Raw genomic sequence first — 17720 nt, 5'->3', positions numbered from 1 at the left:
TCGCTGACATGACTGAAACCACTGCCACCGCACCGCGCATCACGATGTATGGGGCGGAGTGGTGCGGCGATTGCCGTCGTTCCAAGTCCTTGCTCGATCGCCTCGAGGTGGACTACGACTACGTCGACCTGCTGCTGGTCGAGGATGGCGCTGATCGCGCCCGCGCCATCAGCGGCCGCACGAACATTCCCGTCATCGTGTTTTCCGACGACACCCACCTGGTGGAGCCAAGCGACGCCGAGGTGCGCACCAAGCTCACGCAGCTCGGCCGCATCGGCTGAGCATCGCGCAACCGACCCCCGTGCTACTGTCAGAAATCGCAGATACCAACGGGGGTCGCATCATGCACGCAACACTCACGCCGACGACGCGGCGCATTCCCATTTCGCTGTGGGTCAGCGTGGCGCTGTTTCTGCTGTACAGCGTGTTGGGCGTCAGCGTCTGCCTCGCCGTGGGCGACGATGCCCGCTATCTCAGCGCTCTGTTGACCGCGTCACCCCTCATGTTCCTGGGAATGATCGTGTGCGTGATTGACATCGTGCGCACCCGCAAACGCGGCGGCGCCGAGCAGCCCTACATTCGACTGCAGTGGGTGGGACTCGCGCTCATGGCCGCTGCGATGCCGCTTTGGCTGGCCATCGCCGTCGCGGTCGCCTCGCTGCCCTAGCCGACGAGTGTTTCCACTGATTTGACCTGGAGGCGGGAGTCGATCTCGGCTTCACTGAGTTCCTTCGTGCAGAAGAACCAGTCCTGGCAGGTGAGCTTTTCTTCGGCGGCGCCATCCATGCGTTCCTTGGCCGTTCCGCACGAGCCGGGCAGCGGCATGATGACGGGCTCCCCGGGAATCCAGTCGGCGGGAGTCGCGACCTGGAATTCATCGGCGGTCTGCAGCGCCTTGATGACCCGAAGCAGTTCAGGAAAGTTGCGGCCGGTGCTGAGTGGGTAGTAGATGATGGTGCGGATGACGCCCTTCGGGTCGATGATGAACACGGCCCGAACGGTCGACGAGCCACCCTCACCGGGCATGATCATGCCGTACTTCATCGCCACCTCCATGGTGTGGTCGTCGATGAGCGGAAAGGTGACCTTGACATTGCTGTGACCGCGGTACGTGATCTTCTGTTCGATCGTGCGGAGCCACGCGATGTGGCTGTACAGGCCGTCGACCGAGAGGCCGACGAGGTCGGTGTTGTAGAGGGCAAACTCGTCCTGCATGACGGCGAAGGTCATGAATTCACTCGTGCAGACGGGGGTGAAGTCGGACGGGTGGCTGAACAGAATGACCCACCGGCCGGCGTAGTCGGCGGGAAAGGTGATGTCCCCCTGGGTGGTCACGGCCGTGAATTCCGGCGCCGGATCGCCGAGGCGCGGCATCGTGAAGCGCTCGGTATCGATGGTCTCAGGCATGGTTCCTCTTATCTTTTCGTTAGGGAAAAGCCTGAACACAGCACATCCGGGCTCGCTCTCAATATACCCCCCAGGGTACCTTCAGTCCGCCGAAAAAAAAGGGCGCCCCGAACTCGGGACGCCCCTGGTATTACCCTTAGCGGCGCACGATGGAACGCAGCAGGCGCACGGCCACCGAGAGCGATGCCATGTCGTCCTGCGCGAGAGAGTTGACCTCCTCGAACACGCTGCGCGCCCGGCCGAGCTGTTCGGCGTTGAGTGCTTCCCAGGCGAGGAGGCGTTCGTCGGCGGTGCCGGCATCCGTTTCGTCGAGCACGGAGCGGGCCATGTCGGCGACCGTCGAATAGAGGTCGTCGCGCAGGGCGGCGCGGGCGAGGGCCTGCCAGCGGTCCTTGCGCGGCAGCTTCGTAATGCGCTCGAGCAGGTTGTCGACACCGAAGCGGTTGTAGACCGCGTAGTAGATGGCGGCAACGTCGGTGACGGGCACGTTGGCCCGCGCGGCGACCTTGGCCACGTCGAGCAGCGCGTAGGCTTCAAACAGTTCCGACCAGCGGCGACCGAGGTCGTCGGGCAGGCCCCACTCCCGGGCTTTCGCCTCCTGGGTTTCGAGGCGCCCCCGGTCACTGCCCTGCAGGTATTCACCGAGATGCTCGCGCATGAGCGCGATCTGCGGCCGATACTTGGCAATCACCGCGCCGACGGGCATGTTGCCGCCGTGGTTGACCTGCCAGCGCACCGCCCGGTCGAGCAGTCGGCGAATGTCGAGGTGGATCGCGGTCCATTTCTCGGTCGGGAAGGACGACGGCAGAGCGTTGAGTTCGTCAACCATCGTGTCGATGTCGAAGATCTCTCGCAGGGCCACGAAGGCGCGTGCGATCGTCGCCTGGCTGGCCGAGGTCTCTTCCATCGTGCGAAAGGCGAAGGTGATGCCACCGAGGTTGATCATGTCGTTCGCGACGACGGTCGCGATGATCTCCCGGCGCAGCGGATGCGTGTCGAGCTCGGCATCGAAACGCTGCGACAGGAGGGCCGGGAAGTACCGGCGCAGGGTGCGGCCGAACCACGGGTCGTCGGCCAGATCGCTGTCGCGCAGGGCGGTGGCCAGCTCGATTTTGGCGTAGGCGGCGAGCACGCTCAACTCGGGGCTGGTCAGACCCTGGCCTCGATCGAGACGCTCCCGCAGGGTGGCCGTGGTCGGCAGGGCCTCCAGTTCGCGCTGCAGGTCTCCCGATTCTTCCAGCCAGTTCATGAGGCGTTCGTAGCTCGGGCTCCAGTTGTTCACGAGCACCCGGTCATTGAGCAGCAGGATGTTCTGGTCGACGTTGTCCACCAGAACCAGACGCCCCACCTCGTCGGTCATCTCGGCGAGAAACTCGGCCCGCTCGGCGGGGTCGAGCTTGCCGGCGGCGACCATGCGGTCCACGAAGATCTTGATGTTGACTTCGTGGTCCGAGCAGTCCACACCGGCCGAGTTGTCGATCGCGTCGGTGTTGAGAATAACGCCGGCAAGTGCGGCTTCGATGCGGCCGAGCTGGGTGAAGCCAAGGTTGCCGCCCTCCCCCACGACCTTGACCCGCAGGTCTTTGCCGTCAACCCGGATGCCGTCGTTGGCCTTGTCGCCGACCTGCGCGGCGGTTTCGCTGCTGGCCTTGACGTAGGTGCCGATGCCGCCGTTGTAGAGCAGATCGGCGGGCGCCAGCAGAATGGCGCGCAGCAGTTCGGGCGGGCTCAACTCGGTTGTGCCCACCGGTAGTCCCAGCACGACCTGCACCTCGGTCGAGATGGGAACGACCTTAGCCTGGCGGGGAAAGACACCGCCGCCGGTGCTGATCAGGTTGGCACTGTAGTCGGCCCACGAGGAACGCGCCAGTTCGAACAACCGGCCTCGTTCCACGAAGGAGAGCGCGGGGTCGGGGTTGGGGTCGAGAAAGATGTGCCGGTGGTCGAAGGCTGCGACGAGCTTGGTGTGCTCCGACAGCAGCATGCCGTTGCCGAACACATCCCCCGACATATCGCCGACACCGACAACGGTGAAATCTTCGGTCTGGGTATCTACGCCGAGTTCGCTGAAGTGGCGTTTGACCGACTCCCACGCACCCCGCGCAGTGATGCCCATCTCCTTGTGGTCGTAGCCGACCGAGCCACCGGAGGCGAAAGCGTCTCCGAGCCAGAATCCGTACTCGGCGGCCAGCCCGTTGGCGATGTCCGAGAACGACGCGGTGCCCTTGTCGGCGGCTACGACCAGGTAGCTGTCGTCATCATCGTGGCGCACCACGCGGTGCGGTGCCACGACGTGCTCTTCGGCGCCTTCGGCGACCAGGTTGTCGGTGAGGTCGAGCAGTCCCCGGATGAAGGTTTTGTAGCTGTCGATGCCCTCTGCCATCCAGGCCGCACGGTCGACGCCGGGGTCGGGAAGCTTCTTGGCGAAGAATCCGCCCTTCGCGCCGGTGGGCACGATGACGGCGTTCTTGACCGTTTGCGCCTTGACCAGGCCGAGTACTTCGGTGCGAAAATCTTCGCGGCGGTCCGACCAGCGCAGCCCGCCACGGGCCACCTTGCCGAAGCGCAGGTGCACGCCCTCCACCCGCGGTGAATACACCCAGATCTCATACTTGGGCTTGGGCGACGGCATCTGCCCGATCTGAGACGGGTCGAGCTTGATACTCAGGTACGGCTTGTACTGAAAAAAGTTGGTGCGCAGCGACGCTTCGATCAGGGTGATCAGCGTGCGCAGCACACGGTCGGCGTCGAGGGTGGCAACCTGCTCCATTGCGACCCGCAGCTGCTCGCGCACGTCGGCGACGCGTAGCATCCGCTCGTCGTCGGCGAGGTCCGGGTCGAACCGGGCCTCGAACAAGGCCACGAGGCCGCGCGTGACGGCCGGATTGGCCAGCAGGGCATTGGCGACGAAACCGTAGGAGTTGGTATTGCCGATCTGACGCAGGTACTTGGCGTAGCTGCGCAGAATGACCACGCGGTGCCAGGGCAGGCCGTCTTGCAGAACCAGGCGGTCGAGGCTGTCGGATTCGATCGCTCCGCTGATGGCCGCACCAAAGGAGTCGGCCAGCAGCGCGCCGGTCGCGACCGGGTCCACTCCGGCCGGATAGTGCAGTCCGAAGTCGTAGAGGTAGAAACTGCGCCCGTCGGCGGTCTGAATTTCGAAGGGCACCTCGTCGAGCACCTCGATGCCAAGGTTCTGCAGAAAGGGCAGAATCTGGCTGAGGCTCTTCGGTTCGGTCATGTACAGCTTGATGCGAGCGTCTTCATCGGGGTCGCCGGCGGTCTTGGGCAGGTAGACGTGCAGCCCCGGGCGGGTGTGCGGTTGCGCGGATGCCCCCACCTGCGCTGCGCACGCCTCGAACCGGCCGATGTCTTCGAGGGCGTCGGTGATTTCGTAATCGATCCGGTAGCTGTCGGGAAAAGCCTCAGCCCACACCTCGGACAACCGCTCGGCCTCTTCGACAGAGTGGGTTTCGCGCAGTTCGTCGCTGATTCCCTCCGGCCAGGACCGCACGGCCATGGCCAGGCGGTGTTCCAGATCGGCCGCATCGACGGCGTCGGGCGACACCTCTTTGGGCAAGCGGATGCGATAGAACAGTCGCGCGAGCGCGGATTCGGTCATGCGTGCTTCGAAGTCGAGCGATTCCGAGTTGAACGTCTCCTGAAGTTCTTTCTCGATGCGCAGCCGCACGGCGGTGTTGTAACGATCACGCGGCAGGTAGACCAGCGCCGACATAAACCGGCCGTAGATGTCGGGACGCAGGAACAGGCGGGTTCGGCGACGTTCCTGCAGGCGCTGGATGGCGAGCGATACGGCGACGAGGGCGGGCACCTCGATTTGGAACAGTTCGTCACGGGGGTAGGTTTCCATGATACCGAGCAGGTCCTTGCCGCTGTGCGACTCGGGCGGAAAACCGACCTCGGTCATGACGGCGTTGACTTTTTCGCGCAGTACCGGCACGGCGGTGACCGAGCTGGTGTAGGCACTCGCGGCGAACAGCCCGATGAAGCGCTGCTCGCCGTTGACCTGACCGGCAGCATCGAAGCTCTTGATGCCGATGTAGTCAAAGTAGGCGGGGCGGTGCACGGTCGACCGAGAGTTGGCCTTGGTGATCACCAGGGCCGTGCGCTCGCGCGCCTTCTGCCGGCCGGCATCCGTCAGATGCTGGATCTGGTGCCGATCGTCGGCGGACCGCAGCAGACCGAGGCCACTGCCCTCAACGAGGCTGAGAACGTCTTCGCCGTCGAGTGTCTCGAGGTTGTATTCGCGGTAACCGAGAAAGGTGAAGTTGCCCTCGTCGAGCCAGTGCAACAGCTGTTGGGTCTGGCGGAGGTCCTTGATCTGATCGGCACCGTTGATCGTATCGAGGGCGTCGGCGATCTGCATGGCCTTGGTGCGCATGAGGGGCCAGTCAGCGACGGCGGCACGCACGTCGCCGAGAACGGCGGTCAACCCGGCGACGAGGCTGGCCTGTACTTCCTCACTCGCCGTGTCGATCTCGATGGCGATCCAGGATTCCAGGTGCGAGGCGTCATCACCGGTCGCGATGAGGTGAGCGATGTTGGGCATGGCCGAGGTGTCTCCACTGGAGACGCCGGCGCTGGCCGGAATGCGGTTGATGCCGACCAGTTCGTTCGTGGACTTGCTACGGGCCACGATGAGCAGGGGGTGCACGACCAGGTGGATGGCCGAGTGCTGGCGCACGATTTCGGCTGTGACCGAGTCCACCAGAAACGGCATGTCGTCGGTGACGATGTAAACGACGCTGCGACCGGATTCATTATGGATCTCGATCGTGGCCATCTTCGGAACCCGCGGCTGCGCGACCTGCCAGTGTGTGCGCGCCCGGGCTTCGAGCAGCTCCGGGGTGTAGTTCACCGCATCTTCGTCTGTTAGATGTTCATAGTAATCAACTATGAACGTTTCGAGCGTGGGATCTGACGGGGACAGACCCGTTCGGATGAAACCAGACGACATCGAAAAACGCCTCCATTAAGGATAGGTGCGAGGGCTCCTGCGACGGGCACGTCGGTGTGCCTCGCCTCACTCACTCATGCAGAGCCCGTGCTCGCCCATCGTACCGCCGCACCCGCCGCCCCGGCTGGCCGCCGCAGAACCTGCGGCCAGCCAGGACGAAACAGCCCGCCGCTCGTCGATTCGGTCGTGACCGGGGCATAAACCGCCGTCAAGGTCGAGGTCAGTACCAGCCGACGGACTGGGAATGCGACCAGGCGGCGCATGGCGTTCCATAGGAGGAGGCTTTGATATAGCCGAGGCCCCAACTGATCTGCGTGGTCGCGTTGGTGGCCCAGTCGGTACCGGCTGAGGCCATTTTGCTGCCGGGCAGCGCCTGGGGAATTCCGGTCGCACCGCTGCTCGAATTCCTGGCTGCGTAATTCCAGCCGGATTCCTTCTGCCAGAGCCGGTCGAGGCAGCTGAACTGGTCCTCACCCCAGCCGTACTGGGAAGCCGCCATTGAGCGTGCCGTGGCGCGTGCGCCATCGATGCCATTGCCCCCGGCGAGAGATTCCAGGCGAGCGGCCTCAGCTGCAGCTTCTGCGGCCGAGGCTGCGGCGGCAGCCGCCGCAGCCTCCGCCGCGGCCTCGGCGGCAGCGCGGTCGACTTCTGCTGTAGCGGCAGCAACCGACGCGGTCTGGGCTTTCGCCTCGGCCGTGAGGTCTTCGAGCTCATCGATCGGCAGAATATCGTAACTGGCGAGCGAGCTGGCGACCGAGGTGAGGGCCGTGGCATCCACCTTGCTGACGCTCGCGGCGATGACCAGGTTGGCGGCGCTCAGGGCAGCGGATGCGTTGTCGCGGGTGATCGACTCACCGCGCGCAGCATAGAAATCGAGCTGGTCGCTCTGCCGGCCCGAGCTTTCGGCCAGTACCGACGTGGCGGCGATGCTGTCCTGCCTGGCATCAGCGGACTGGGCGGCGAATCCGCTGCCGGCAACCAGGCCGGCGATGACGAGTGCGGCAGTGGTGGCAGCGGCGATCTCGTGCCGGCGGGTGCGGGGTTTGCGAGGCTTTCGTGTTTTTCCGAGGTTTCGGGGGGCGAGGTGGGCACGGGGCGTTTCAGTGTGTTTTGGGCGCATGTCCTTCATCTGGCGCGAATGATGGACGCTAGGTACGCCCGTTCGCTAAGGTTGTGGCCCGGGCACTTCGGGGTGGCGCGGGCAAGGTCGCCAGCATGCCCGGTGTCTTTGGACGAATCCTCACGATATTCTCCGAATCCCCTGATTTTCGGTCACGGTCGTGCTGCCGTGGCATACTTTGCGACTTTCGACCGCGTCGTCAGCGCTCAAGTTTTGGTGATTAGGCTGATCAACATCACATTATTCAGTAAAAGCACCCGGCTTGCACGCTGCAGAGCGGGCCGAAAAAAGCTGAAACTAAATCTGCGTTGCGACCTCGAGCAGCCGCCCGAGCGCGTAGTTCCACTCGATCCGCTCCTGTTCGAGGCGCACATTACCCTCCGAACGAATGCGCGTCAGAGCAACTTGTTCACTCCCGGTCAGTGTTGGATAGGTTCCGCCGGCCGCTCTTGGCTCGGACACCCAGAGATCGCGAAACTGCAGCAGCACGGTTTCATCCATGAGAACACTCGTCACGTCGTCACAGGTGCTAGGCAACGCGTGCAGGATCGCGAATCCGTCCGAATCCAGGTCGCCCCAATAGATGACGCGCAGTTGAGAGCGAAAGGGTACCTATGGGTTCGATCCCACAGAAGGATGATTCAGCTCTGCGGGAATCAGCAGAAAGCCTTCACGGGCTGGCCGCCAGGTTTGGGTGGGGTCCCAGAGCAGTGGGCCGCGTACCTGGGGTCGGCCGTTGATCATGCGGATCTGCCAGCCGTTGGTGTCGATGGTGTGGTGATGAAACCAGCACAAATTTGTTCCGTTGTCGACGTTGGTTGGTCCGCCCTTGCCGGCGGGGATGATGTGGTGCACTTCGGTCCAGCGGGCGGGGATGGTGCAGCCGGGGATGATGCAGCCGCCGTCGCGGGCGGCGATGGCGGCGCGTTGTTGGCCCACGCGCGCGGTGACCGAGGCTCAGCGCTACCATTCGGGGATGGTTACATTTGAGTTTCAGGCTGCGCTCTGGGAAGCGACGTCCACCAGCTTCTGGGTCTTCCTCAGCCTGCCGACGGACGTGACCGATGAGATTCGCGAGCGATCAACCGTGCCGCGGCGCGGGTTCGGGTCGATCCCCGTGACCGTGTCCATTGGCAACACGTCGTGGACCACCTCGATCTTTCCCGACAGCAAGCGCAATAGCTATGTGCTCCCGGTCAAAAAGGCCGTGCGCACTCAGCAGGGACTCGCGGTCGGCGACACGGCAGCAATCGTGCTTTCCCTCGAACCCTGATCGACATCCGACCGACGTCGCCGCCATCTTCAAGCGGAGGCGCCATCATCAATCGGATGCGACCCCTGCCGCGTGGTGCCTTCGAAGCGGGTATGCCCGCGCTGGCGATGCCCGCCGAACCGTGCTCGATGCGTACGATGTACTCATCCAGCCGCAGGCCTGAGCTGGGAGCGCTCGTGGAGCGTGTAGCCACGCCGTTCGACCACCGTGCCGACCGGCCAGAGGCCAGCGAGGCGAATGAGCTCGTCGACAACCTGGCTGAACGGCCGCACGCGACACGCCGGACAGGAGTCGTCGTGGCTGACGTGCAGCGCCTTCGCGTATTCGTTTCTAGTGAGCTCGGCAAAGTCTTTCACCAGTGCCGTTGTCGTTTCTTCATCGGAGCACAAGCCCCGAAACGAACGGCTGCACGGGCACCTTCCATCGGGATTGCGCCGACTCGCAGCACAGGCATCGAGTACCCAGACCAGTTCGCCATCGATACAGTGCGCGAAATCGCTTCGGCGAGCGCCCTGCGTTGCATTTGTAGCCACCAGCACCTGCATTGTCTTCTCCACATTCTCGGCACGAGTGTTTGTGAGTAGTTACTGACGACGTTAGAGGCAGCCTCCGACATGGCTCGATGGCATCGCGAACATCAACCGCTAACACCTGCAATTCGCAGGCCACGGGAGAAACACGTGCCGGATTTACGGGCATCCACATTGCGTGGCTGGCGAATTGCAGGAGTTATGCGCGCCGCGTCGCCTCCGCAACGCAGGCCGCACCGACAGCCCGCACCGCCGGCCCGGCCCGACCTAACGGCGAACGGCGAACAGCGCGTGCAGCAGGGGGGCGATAGACGCGACCATTATTACGGTGCCCAGCACCGTGTCATCCGCTCGTAGAAGAACACCAGCGATGAGCAGGGCGCCGAACACCACAGCCGAAACCGCCTGGCGCATTGAGCGTTCAAGGCGGGCGACCCGTTTTTCCAGGCCCGGGGTGGCGACACCCACCGAGCCGTCTTCGACGCGGGTGATGAACTCATCCAGTCGCTTCGGCAGGCGAACGGCGAGACCGACAGTCTCCATCGCCTGTTTGGCGATGTCCTGTACCAGGTTGCCGCTCTCGTCACGCAGCAGCTGCGCAGCGTACGGCTCGACGGAATCCCACAAATTGAACGAAGGATTCAGAGCGCTGGCCACGCCGGAGGTGAGCGACATCGCCCGAATGATGAGCAGAAAGTTCTCGGGCAGCTGAAACGGCAGCGAACGAACGACGTCGCCGAACTGCACCGCGAAGTCGCGGAACTCGCGCGGGTCGACCTCGCGCAGCTCGGCGAAGCCCATGCCGCCGAACCGGGCGAACAGGGTCGTCATCGCGCGTTCAAGCTCCGTCGTCTCAGCCGAGGGCAACAACACGCCGACATCGTTCATGGCGTTGACCAGCCCGCGTCCGTCACGCGAGGCGGCAGCGATGAGCATTTTGCGCAGCCCGGTGCGGGTGCTGGTGGGAACCTCCCCCATCATGCCGAAGTCGATGAACGTCAGCTTCCAGCCGCGCTCGCTGTCGGCGTCCGGGGTGACGAAGATATTGCCGGGGTGCGGGTCGGCGTGAAAGAAGCCCCTCGTGAACATCTGGTCGAACATGACTTCCGCGAAGACCGGGGCAACTTCAGCCGGGTCGATGCCGGCAGCCCGCAGGGCCAAGACGTCGGTGATCTTGATCGCCGTCACGTCCTCGAGGGTGAGCACGCGGCGGGTGGTGCGCTCCCAGACGACGCCGGGCACACTCACCCGATCGTCGTCGGGGAAGGCCGCCGCGAAGCGCTCAGAACTGGCCGCCTCGTGCAGGTAGTCGATCTCTTCGAGACTGGTCTGCGCGAATTCCTCGACCAGCGCGGGCATGTCGACCCGGTTGTAGACCAGCCGAACATGGCTGAGCCAGCCGCCCACCTTGCGCAGGGCGGCGAGGTCGACGTCGATGATCTCGTCGATTCCCGGTCGCTGTACCTTGATGATGACCTCGTCGAGTCCGGTGTCAGCGGCATCCAGGGCGGTCAAGCGCGCTCGATGCGCCTGCCCGAGCGAGGCTGCTGCCACGGGATTCTCATCGACGAACGTGAAGGCCCGCTCGAGCGGCATGCCGAACTCCGTCTCGACAGCCGCGCGAATAGCGGCGAACGCTACCGGGGCCACCTCGTCCTGCAACCCCTCGAGTTCTTTGGTGATCTCGGGCGGCAGCACGTCGAGGCGCGAGGACATGAACTGCCCCACCTTAATCATGAGACCGCCGAGGTCGGCCGCGAGCACGTGAAAACCCTTGGCGAAGCGCTGCATCCGCTTGGAGCGGGTGCGCTCGGCGATTTTCACCAGCCCGATGCGAGGTAGGAACAACTCGAACCACCACGTTATGGCGAGATACCAGCTGGCAAAACGCAGAATGCGGCGGTAGCGGGCGCGCATGTTTCCCGCGCCCGAATTCGAATCGTAGCTACCTCGTCGAGCCGATGGCACCCCGTCAGTCCTGGGCGAGGATCGAGTAGAGCTTGCGGCGGGCGTCGTCGAGCACAGCAACGGCTTGCTTGACCTGCTCGGGCGAGCCGGTGCGGCCAACCTGCGCTGCTGCCTGGGCGAGCTCAATGCCGGCCTTCGGCAGTGCGGCGTGGCCGTGACCCGACGGCGCGCCCGTGGCTTCCCACGGCGCGCTCGTGTCGGCGTCAGCGACAGCCGCACGACCCTCGTCGGTCAACGAGTAGATCTTGCGGCCGTTGCTCTCTTCGGCGCTGATCAGGCCTTCATCGGCCAGCAGCTGCAGGGTGGGGTAGACCGATCCGGCGCTGGGCTTCCAGCTGCCGCTGCTGCGCTCCTCGATTTCGTGAATGATCTGGTAGCCGTGCATCGACTGCTCGGCGAGCAGCGCCAGCACTGCCGTGCGCACTTCACCACGGCCGGCGCGGGTGCCGGTCTGCTTTTCGAACCGCGAGCGGAACTGTTCCATGGCCTGCCAGATGCCGTCGATGTTGCCAGCGTTGAACCCGCCTGTTGGGAATGTATTGCCCATGATTGCCTCCTCTAGGAACTGCGAACGATATACAGCGATAGCTCAACGATACCCAGCGATGCTTGCGAACGACACACTTAAACGGATGCTCAGGGCTGGCTCCCAGCCAGGTCGATTTTAGCCACTACCATCGATCGAGAGATCGGCGGCTACGGGTCTAGCGTGGAATCATGGAACACACAACGCTGCCCCTCACCCACATCCCGAACGTTCGGGCTGACGCCGCGGTCGAACCCGGCCGGCTCGGGCACAGCACGGTTCTCGCCTCCCCCGGCGTGCGCGTGGTCGTGCTCACGTTCGAAGCCGGGTTCACGCTCAAGAAGCACTCGGCACCCAAGATTCTGCTCATGCAAGCCCTCGATGGCAGCCTGCGCGTCACCGCCGGCGGGCAGGTCACCGACCTGGTGCCTGGCGCCCTACTGCGGCTCGATGCCGGCCTCGAGCACGAGGTCGAAGCGCTCGAGGAGTCACGCCTGATGCTGACACTGATCGGTTAGTCGCGCCCCGCCCGTCATGCTCGACACGGGGATCAGAAACTTCCTGGTGCCGCCCTACCTACGCTGTCAGGCGCGGTTAGCGTGCGCCCGGGCCAGCATCCGCTTGGCGCGTGCACGCCGAAACAGCACGAGAAAGACCACGAGAGCCGCAGCACCAACACCGCTGGCCACCCACATGTACCAGGTCTGCCCGAGCACGGCGAAGAGCACCGCGCCAGCCGTGACCACCAGAGTCAGAAGGGCGAGGGTGAGATAGCGTCCGTCGGCACTAGTTATCGGATTTCGAAGTTCGAGTGACGGCTGGGTCACTGGCTCCCACACCACGATGAGGAAGGTGGCGATGGGCCCCAGAAACAGCGAGACCACGAACCAGTTCCAGCGCGACCGGTTCTTCTGTTCGGCGAGGCCCGCATTGACGAGAGCGAGTACAAACCAGCCGCCGCCGTTGAGCCACCAGTCGCTCTGCTGGGGAGTCTGGTTGACGATCTCGCTCACGAAGTTGGTCATGCGTCATGCTCCCACGAATGGCGGGACCGCGTTGGAGCAGTACGACCGGCGGATGCATCGCGTCCCTAGCAGTGTCTTACACCACCCGGTAGGTGACGTGGGTGACCAGTTGCCGCGGCACCGAGCTGATCTTCTCAAGCTTGAGGTCATCGAGACCCACCAACAACGGCTCGCCGGCGCGCAGCACCGCCGGCGCCACGTGCAGCCGCAGTTCGTCGATCAGCCCGGCTGAGAGGTATTGCCGCGCAGTGGCGGCCCCGCCCGCGATCGCCACCTCGCGCTCCCCCGCAGCTGCGCGAGCCTGCTCGAGCGCCGCTTCGATGCCGGCGGTGACGAACGTGAAGGTCGTGCCGCCTGCCAGCACGAGCGGGGCTCGCGGGTAGTGTGTCAGCACGAACACCGGTGCGTGGTAGGGCGGGTCATCGCCCCACCAGCCCCTCCATTCGTCGTCCCACTCGCCGCGGCCGGGCCCGAACATGTTGCGCCCCATGATGTAGGCGCCCGCGGTGGCGATGGCGGCGATCTCAGCGGTGTTCTCGTCGGGCCGCTCGAATCGCCAGCGCGCCAGTCGTTCGCCGCCTTCTCCGAGCGGATGCTGAAGGCTCTGATTCACGCCGGCCGCGTAGCCGTCTTCCGAGACCATCATGTCGCAGGTCACTGTCATATCGATCGCTCCTCGTCTCGGTGGTCACTCTGATTGATCACGTCCGGGCGTCGCGCACGAATTGTCGCCCCAACGAGATCAAGGCCCGATCGGACGTGAGGAGGGTCATGCCCTGAACGTATGCCTGCGCGAGAATCAGCCGGTCGAACGGGTCATGTCGGGCGAGTTCAGGGAAGACTCCCACAGCCTCAGCGTGGCGGTGGTTCAACGGTAATTCTTGGATCCCATTGGCGCGAGCCACAGCGGCGAAGTCCGGCGGAACGATCAGTTTGCCCAGCATTGTCTTGATCGAGATCTCGAAGAGCGAAACTGGAGACGAGTAGACCTCGTCGGCCTCGGCCAACAGACGGAGGGAATTCGCCCCGAACTGTTTCGGATCGCCGAGCACTCACAGCAGCGCGTTGGTGTCAAGAAGGATCATCAGTGTGCAGAGGTGTGGCAGCTCCGTAGAACATGGCATCGATCTCGTCGTTTGGCCACGAGAAGGCGTCTGTGGCCACCCAAATTTGGCCCTGGAGCGCCCCGAATTGCAGCCCGTTGCCGCCTTGATGAGGAACTAAGTCGGCGATGGGTTTACCAGCCCGGGCGATGACAACCCGCTCCCCACCCTCGACGCGCTGAAGCAGCCGCGATAGTTGGGTCTTTGCGTCGTGGATGTTCACGATCTCGGTCATGCAGCCAGCGTACTTAGTCCACTTGACTAAGTCTAGATCTGATGGGATATCGCCGCCAGCGCATGCAGGTCGGGCGATATAGATATCCAGAACCCGGCATCACTTCACTTGCAGGGCTCACGCCCAGATGATCAGCGCGGCGCGCGCGAGCCTACGGGCGGCATCCGCTTCGAGCCCGTGCGACGCCATACCCAGCGGCGGCAGCAGGCCTCCCGTTCCCGCCCAGCCGAGCACTCTTCGGGTATCCGAGGCGTCGCTCAGAGCCGACTCGTTTCCGTAGCGACCACGCCCGCCGAAACTCCACCCCACCATGGAGGTGAGCAAGTCGAGTGACTGCCGCGTGCGCTCCCATTCCCCGGCTTCACCGGCGGCAACCAGCAGCAGCAGGAGGAGCGCGCAATCGTGGCCGTAATCTGTGGATTCCACGGGAAGGCGTGCCGTAACGTGGTGCCAAAGTTCCACGGGTGCATTGCGCAGTTGCGCACCACGCTTTGTCAGACGCAGCTCGCCCCGATACTTGCGTATCAGGCCAAATTGCGTCAGCGTTTCGCGCAGAATGAGTAGCGGGTAGGTTTGCGCCTCCCGGTTCGCCTCGCCCTGCCAGCGCTTGTCTATGTCGAGCTCTCGCATCAGCACCTTGACGTGGGCGGGCGGAAGATACCCGGCGCTGGTCAAGCGGATGCCGTCGCCCACATGTTCGAGGAAGGCACGAATCACTGCGGTGGCTGCCGCCGCCTCGGGCTCCCCAACCTCGACCGGCTCCTCCACTTTCGCCGCCGCAAGATAGCCGGCGAGATGCCGCTGCGCCTGTTCGCTCAGGCCCGCGAGGAGAACGACGAGTGGGGATGGCTCGTCGCCGGCATTTGACTGTTGACGCAACGAAATGAGCGCGGCTTGCGACCCTGCCAGCCGCTCCAAGCCCCGGTTAATCTCAGCGAGGCCGATCTCGTCAACGAACGCGTGCAGGCCCATCTCGAAGGCGATCTCCCGTTCCTCCGGGTAGTCAGGAGCCATGGTGCCTGCGGCCACCGCCAGAAGGCGCTCCCAGCCATGGATTCCACCCACGTCTTCAGCGGGGCCTTGGCGACGACCGTCGATGCAGCGCACCGCGGCATCTGTCCCCGGCAGCACCTCTTCAATTTTTAGCGTGTGGTCCCAGTCGTCGCCGAAGTCGTAGGTGTAGAGCAGAGAATCACCCTTCTTCGCCACGAGCTGGTCGAGCCGCAGCTCGCTCTCCAACACTCCCTCCTCACCCTCCGCAATGTCGTAGGGGGTCAGGATGCCCTGAGTCTGACGGGCGTAGCGGTCGCCGGTCAGCGCGAAGCGGTGCAGATGGCTGTCGGTCCAGCCGAAAGATGTCTGCAGCACAGCGTGCAGAACGTCAAGAGTCATATTTGACGGGAGAGTCAGCCGCCGCCAGATTGGCGGCTGCGAACCGGCGAGGTCAACGCGCAGACGAAACTGTACCGGAGTGGCCGGCGGCTTCTTTAGCGTAAGCGGCTTCAGCGGCGGCTCGGGGAACGCCCAAGTTGGGAGGTCCCGCATGGCAGCGCTCACAGAGGGCGCTCCAGAGCCCGGTGTCGCGGCGTCGAGCCGTGCCTTGAATTCGGCGAAGTCGGTCACGTTGTCAGACTTGGAGTCTTGGTTTGGCGGCTTCGTCATACCAACAGGATATTTGCCCAAGGTCGACCGCGCGCGGATTGCACGTACTTCTTCACCGCCCTAGCGTTGACACCATGTGATCGGCACGCTGCCACGGCGTGCGCCAAACCACCGTCGGCAATTGTCCACAGGGCCAGTTACCCACAGAAGTCCTTCAGGCCACCGTTCGTCACGTCGGCCGGACCTATGGTCTAGCCATGATTATTGAAGCCGGCTACGACATCCTGGTGACGCAGGGTCTTGCCAAAATACCCCGCACGGCCTCCATGGCCACGCACATTGTTGATCAAGTAAATCCTCGTGCAATTTTCGTATGTGTCGTACACACTAGATCTAATACAGGTTAGAATCACGAGAGCCGCACGCAAACACAGAATAGGAAACGCGCACATTCTTGCCGCCCTCTCTGACGCTGGCCTGCCGACGGAGGAGGGCGATGCCCTGATCTACGTGGGCTTAGACGATCGGGGCGTGGAATTGGAAATCGTTGCCGTTCCCGACAATAGACGTTCAGGTATCGCGGTGATTCACGCTATGCCGACTGGATACAGGAAGATGCCATGACCAATCTTGACCCGGCGAAGTTTGTGGTGAGCAAGGACGCCGTCGTGTCCGACATCGATCTTGACCGCGAGGAATTCATCCTTGATGATGGTCGCAGGCTAACCGACAAAGTCGCTGCCGAAATTGCCGCCGACGCACTAGCCAAGGCCCGCCGGCGAAATCTCGTTCCTGGTCGCAAATCTCTGGGCCGCGACGGCAAGCACTCCCCGGTTGTGCAGTTTCGTCTCGCTGAAGACGACCTGGACTATATCTCCCGCGCAGCGGCCCAGAACGGCCAGACGATTTCCGCCTTCGCGCGACAGGCAGTACTTTCGGCCGCCGGCAAGGCCGCGCCTGATGTCAAGCCACGATAGGCGCGATGCCAAGCAGGTCGTCGACACGCCTTACTTAGCGGATGCCGCCGGCCCCGGATCCTGACCACCTAGCGCGGCGTGCGCAACCGAATGGCGCCCTTCGCCGTCGACGGGTCGACCACGACTCCGCGCTGCGTGATCTGCAGTTCGCCGCGGGCGACCATGCGGCGGGCGGCTCGGCGGGCCGGTTCCATCAGGTCGCGCCATTCCTCGCCACCGATGGCTCGCGCTGCGTCGGACGGGCAGATCGTGGAATCGTGCGCCCGCGCCTGGAGCAGCGTCACGATGGTCGTTTCGAGCTGCAGGTCGGTGGCATCGACACCGTGTGACCGGCACGCGGCCGAGCAGTACTTCACCGAATCCCAGTTCTTGGCCCACTTCGCGCGCCACTCGATGCGACGGCCGCACGACGCGCAGGTCCTATCCGCCCGGTCAGTCGCGGGGTCGGCATCGGACGGCTTTGATTGACGGTGGGCCATGGCCCTATCTTGCCCGGAGACCGGGGATCGTGCCGTACTGGGCAGCACCGACCTGAGAGAATGAAGCCACCATGAAGACTCTTCTCAACATCATCTGGCTCGTACTGTCGGGGTTCTGGCTGTTCCTCGGCTACATGCTGGCGGCTGTCATCATGTGTATTCTCATCGTGACCATCCCGTGGGGAATCGCCGCCGCACGCATCGGCGTCTACGCGCTCTGGCCGTTTGGCAAGACCGTGGTTGAGGCGCCGGGTGCGGGCGCCGCGTCCCTGCTCGGAAATGTCATCTGGGTGATTTTGGCCGGCTGGTGGATCGCCCTCGAACATCTGCTCTCCGGCATCGCCCTCTGCGTGACGATCATCGGCATCCCGTTCGGCATCGCCAACTTCAAGCTCATCCCCGTGGCGCTCATGCCGCTCGGCAAGCAGATCGTCGACATTTCGTAGTCGTTGCATCGGAGCCCAGCAAGCTGGCCGACGGACGGCTAAAACCGGTAT

Annotated in this window: 20 protein-coding genes; 6 read left to right on the top strand and 14 right to left on the bottom strand. The window is 63.9% G+C overall.

Going from position 1 to position 17720, the window contains the following annotated elements; translation table 11 throughout:
* The first annotated feature begins 8 nt into the window (after positions 1-8).
* Both E3O25_RS06265 and E3O25_RS06260 read left to right on the top strand, forming a co-directional pair.
* Positions 9-281: a glutaredoxin domain-containing protein gene (locus E3O25_RS06265; RefSeq protein WP_092109253.1), complete on the top strand. Its 273-nt coding sequence runs from the start codon at positions 9-11 to the stop codon at positions 279-281.
* A 62-nt stretch (positions 282-343) separates the two neighbouring features.
* A complete protein-coding gene (locus tag E3O25_RS06260; RefSeq protein WP_092109250.1) occupies positions 344-667 on the top strand; it encodes a hypothetical protein in 324 nt (107 codons plus the stop codon).
* Here the strand turns inward: E3O25_RS06260 and E3O25_RS06255 are convergent.
* The 5 genes from E3O25_RS06255 to E3O25_RS06235 all read right to left on the bottom strand — a co-directional run bounded on the left by E3O25_RS06255 (position 664) and on the right by E3O25_RS06235 (position 8444).
* The gene (locus E3O25_RS06255; protein ID WP_198410964.1) at positions 664-1407 is read right to left on the bottom strand and encodes a peroxiredoxin; all 744 of its coding nucleotides are present in this window, start codon (positions 1405-1407) and stop codon (positions 664-666) included. The genes E3O25_RS06260 and E3O25_RS06255 overlap by 4 nt on opposite strands.
* A gap of 136 nt (positions 1408-1543) precedes the next feature.
* On the bottom strand, positions 1544-6385 hold the full coding sequence (locus E3O25_RS06250; RefSeq protein ID WP_134360746.1) for an NAD-glutamate dehydrogenase: 4842 nt from the start codon (positions 6383-6385) through the stop codon (positions 1544-1546).
* Positions 6386-6605: 220 nt separating this feature from the next.
* Entirely contained in the window at positions 6606-7505 is a 900-nt protein-coding gene (locus tag E3O25_RS06245; protein WP_241983812.1) for a phospholipase, read from the bottom strand.
* Between the two features lie 297 nt (positions 7506-7802).
* Positions 7803-8099: a Wadjet anti-phage system protein JetD domain-containing protein gene (locus E3O25_RS06240; protein WP_134360745.1), complete on the bottom strand. Its 297-nt coding sequence runs from the start codon at positions 8097-8099 to the stop codon at positions 7803-7805.
* A gap of 18 nt (positions 8100-8117) precedes the next feature.
* Positions 8118-8444: an HNH endonuclease signature motif containing protein gene (locus E3O25_RS06235; RefSeq protein ID WP_134360744.1), complete on the bottom strand. Its 327-nt coding sequence runs from the start codon at positions 8442-8444 to the stop codon at positions 8118-8120.
* A gap of 37 nt (positions 8445-8481) precedes the next feature.
* Between E3O25_RS06235 and E3O25_RS06230 the strand changes: the two genes are divergently transcribed.
* Complete coding sequence (locus E3O25_RS06230; RefSeq protein WP_134360743.1) at positions 8482-8778, top strand: DUF1905 domain-containing protein; 297 nt, start codon at positions 8482-8484, stop codon at positions 8776-8778.
* 143 nt (positions 8779-8921) lie between these two features.
* Here E3O25_RS06230 and E3O25_RS17255 read toward each other — a convergent pair whose 3' ends face one another.
* From E3O25_RS17255 to E3O25_RS06215, 3 genes are all read right to left on the bottom strand, one after another.
* On the bottom strand, positions 8922-9134 hold the full coding sequence (locus E3O25_RS17255; RefSeq protein ID WP_206750209.1) for a hypothetical protein: 213 nt from the start codon (positions 9132-9134) through the stop codon (positions 8922-8924).
* Between the two features lie 441 nt (positions 9135-9575).
* Entirely contained in the window at positions 9576-11225 is a 1650-nt protein-coding gene (locus tag E3O25_RS06220) for an AarF/ABC1/UbiB kinase family protein (RefSeq protein ID WP_134360741.1), read from the bottom strand.
* A 55-nt stretch (positions 11226-11280) separates the two neighbouring features.
* Positions 11281-11823 (bottom strand): PadR family transcriptional regulator, encoded by a 543-nt coding sequence (locus E3O25_RS06215; protein WP_134360740.1) that lies wholly within the window; start codon positions 11821-11823, stop codon positions 11281-11283.
* Positions 11824-11993: 170 nt separating this feature from the next.
* Here E3O25_RS06215 and E3O25_RS06210 point away from each other — a divergent pair, with 170 nt between their 5' ends.
* Complete coding sequence (locus tag E3O25_RS06210; protein ID WP_092109230.1) at positions 11994-12320, top strand: hypothetical protein; 327 nt, start codon at positions 11994-11996, stop codon at positions 12318-12320.
* 66 nt (positions 12321-12386) lie between these two features.
* Here the strand turns inward: E3O25_RS06210 and E3O25_RS17435 are convergent, their stop codons facing one another.
* The 5 genes from E3O25_RS17435 to E3O25_RS06185 form a co-directional block, all read right to left on the bottom strand.
* Positions 12387-12827: a hypothetical protein gene (locus tag E3O25_RS17435; RefSeq protein WP_241983810.1), complete on the bottom strand. Its 441-nt coding sequence runs from the start codon at positions 12825-12827 to the stop codon at positions 12387-12389.
* A gap of 76 nt (positions 12828-12903) precedes the next feature.
* Entirely contained in the window at positions 12904-13491 is a 588-nt protein-coding gene (locus E3O25_RS06200) for a dihydrofolate reductase family protein (RefSeq protein ID WP_134360739.1), read from the bottom strand.
* A 37-nt stretch (positions 13492-13528) separates the two neighbouring features.
* Complete coding sequence (locus tag E3O25_RS06195; RefSeq protein ID WP_134360738.1) at positions 13529-13879, bottom strand: type II toxin-antitoxin system VapC family toxin; 351 nt, start codon at positions 13877-13879, stop codon at positions 13529-13531.
* Positions 13880-13898: 19 nt separating this feature from the next.
* Positions 13899-14165, bottom strand: coding sequence for a type II toxin-antitoxin system Phd/YefM family antitoxin (locus tag E3O25_RS06190; protein WP_134360737.1), 267 nt, complete (start codon positions 14163-14165; stop codon positions 13899-13901).
* A gap of 117 nt (positions 14166-14282) precedes the next feature.
* Positions 14283-15788, bottom strand: coding sequence for a plasmid pRiA4b ORF-3 family protein (locus E3O25_RS06185; protein ID WP_206750208.1), 1506 nt, complete (start codon positions 15786-15788; stop codon positions 14283-14285).
* 599 nt (positions 15789-16387) lie between these two features.
* On the opposite strand from E3O25_RS06185, the gene E3O25_RS06180 reads away from it, so the two are divergent.
* On the top strand, positions 16388-16744 hold the full coding sequence (locus tag E3O25_RS06180) for a hypothetical protein (protein ID WP_134360735.1): 357 nt from the start codon (positions 16388-16390) through the stop codon (positions 16742-16744).
* Positions 16745-16812: 68 nt separating this feature from the next.
* On the opposite strand, the gene E3O25_RS06175 is transcribed toward E3O25_RS06180, so the two are convergent.
* Positions 16813-17223, bottom strand: coding sequence for a DUF2256 and DUF3253 domain-containing protein (locus E3O25_RS06175; protein WP_092109212.1), 411 nt, complete (start codon positions 17221-17223; stop codon positions 16813-16815).
* Positions 17224-17294: 71 nt separating this feature from the next.
* On the opposite strand from E3O25_RS06175, the gene E3O25_RS06170 reads away from it, so the two are divergent.
* A complete protein-coding gene (locus E3O25_RS06170) occupies positions 17295-17669 on the top strand; it encodes a YccF domain-containing protein (RefSeq protein ID WP_092109209.1) in 375 nt (124 codons plus the stop codon).
* Positions 17670-17720 lie beyond the last annotated feature (51 nt).

The organism is Cryobacterium sp. TMT1-3 (assembly GCF_004402315.1).
Lineage (GTDB): Bacteria > Actinomycetota > Actinomycetes > Actinomycetales > Microbacteriaceae > Cryobacterium > Cryobacterium luteum.
Note: the sequence above shows the minus strand (reverse complement) of the source record. Positions and strands in the feature narration are given on the sequence as shown.